The 1,818-nt window shown below is 57.3% G+C and carries 2 protein-coding genes and 1 pseudogene; all 3 read right to left on the bottom strand.

Annotated features, from left to right (window positions below; genetic code table 11):
• The coding region (locus BOA8489_RS19965) for a DUF5765 domain-containing protein (protein WP_176440395.1) at positions 1-713 on the bottom strand (713 nt) is incomplete at its 3' end.
• A 150-nt stretch (positions 714-863) separates the two neighbouring features.
• Positions 864-1,385 (bottom strand): annotated as a pseudogene (locus BOA8489_RS20890) (ZIP family metal transporter); the annotation flags it as partial.
• A gap of 63 nt (positions 1,386-1,448) precedes the next feature.
• The gene (locus BOA8489_RS19955; RefSeq protein ID WP_093975929.1) at positions 1,449-1,631 is read right to left on the bottom strand and encodes a hypothetical protein; all 183 of its coding nucleotides are present in this window, start codon (positions 1,629-1,631) and stop codon (positions 1,449-1,451) included.
• Between the last annotated feature and the right edge of the window lie 187 nt (positions 1,632-1,818).

The raw sequence follows: 1,818 nt of genomic DNA, 5'->3' as shown, positions 1-1,818 counted from the left end.
AAGCCGCGCCTTGCAGAACCAAGCAACTTCCCTCGGATCTGCGGACTGAGGCTTACAAGCACGATCCCAATTGAAAAAAGGCACCAGATCGCCGGCATTTCATTTGGGTCATCGGTCAGCAGCGACGCCAGTATCGGGCCGGCGATCGCGTGAAAAACGACAAACCGCCATGCACCATAGAGAAGCGGCAAGAAGAATACGGCCAGAATATAGGAGGGAAATGGCACTGCATCGGCAAATGGAAATCCAATCGAGCGCCACATATCGTTGAGAGGCATCTCCCAAGCGATGTGCCAAGTGCCCGACACGGTGCAGAAGGCGGGCCCACATAAAGGATCCCCAAGCGGACATTGACTCGTCCAGTTGAACGACACCAGCCGCATCAGCATCAACATTGTCGCCAAAGCTGCCAAGGCATAGGCCCAGTGCTTCATGGGCTTTGAAACCGCCGTCGGAGCCGTCGCCATAGCGAAGGCGTTTATGAACAAAGGTTGCAATGTGATATGCAGATAGGACAAAACGGTAACATTTCGGTTCGCCGTTAACTGGCAGTCGTCAATAACCCAGTATCCACCCACCTGAAGCGCTTCCATGACGGTGAAGAACCCAAGCACCACTGGAATCGCGCGCGGTTCGCCGCGCACTGCCGTTACCACGGTTGCAGCAGTGCCAAGTCCGACCATTGCGATAGATGCGCTTTCGCTCCAACACATCAGGCGTTCCCCAAGTTCCAGAGCCACCGCCCGAGTAGCCCGGCTCGCTAGACCCTTCCTGACAGCAAATGGATCATGGCCGCTTGACCCATCTCAATCAGCCGCCTGGTCTTCATGGAATTCAGACTTCGTAGCGAAAGGTCAAAGTTAGCCCTCGCCGATGAGCGCCACTTCGACTGCATGTCCTTCCGGCAGATTCTGCAGCCCAATACCCAAGGCCAGCGGCATTCCGCCGGAGATCCCTTGCGCACCAAAGCCCACCCCAACAGCCATACCCTCCGGGAAGTTGTGGATCGTGATGGCTATAACGAAGAGCCATATCTGGCGGAGCGCGACCGCATCCGGTCCTTCGCGTCATGTATTGAAGTGTTGGTGCGGCAGGGTCTCTTTCAGTCCCGCAACCAGCGCCATTCCGGCGAGTATCCCAATGACAGCGACTCCAGCGGGGATAGCACCCTCGCCATACATCTCACCCGCAGACTCGATTGCGGGAATGATGAGTGAGAAGAATGACGCTGACAGCATGACGCCAGCAGCGAAGCCAAGTGACATGTCACGGGTACCGCGTCTTGGTACTTCGCCAAAAAGAATCGGAACCGCTCCGAGCGCGGTCATGAGGCCGGCAATCAAACTGCCCAGAAAACCGAGCGTGATTGGTGTGAGAGATTCCATAGGAGACGCTCCGACGCCCAGCGGTTTGCAAAGTCTATGCGGGGCTTGTCGGGCTGAATACGATCAACTCTCGTGGGCGCCGCGAAGTTCCCGAATAGCCAATTGGACGGCCCGCCATTGCTTGGCCTCGTCCGCATCGCCAGCGTCCTCGTGCTTTTTGGCACGCTGTGCCGCCTCGGCCTCGGCCTTATTTCCGTGAGCCCTGTAAAGCGCATGCGCATACTCCGTCACTTTGGAGGTATCCATAGTTTATCTCCCAATGAGTCTGTCACCTCGGAGCCGGTGCAACCGTCCGGCTCGCTCCTTGAGCCAACCACGTTCAGAAGTCAGGCGATATGATCCCCGTCAATTGGGCCGGAGCACGTCCGCTCTGGGCTCAAAACGGCCATTCGCCGCAAGATGAACCAACGACTGCTATGCGGGACAGAGCCGC

This window comes from Boseongicola aestuarii, from assembly GCF_900184815.1.
In the GTDB taxonomy this organism is placed as follows: domain Bacteria; phylum Pseudomonadota; class Alphaproteobacteria; order Rhodobacterales; family Rhodobacteraceae; genus Boseongicola; species Boseongicola aestuarii.
This window is presented reverse-complemented; position numbering and strand designations above follow the sequence as displayed.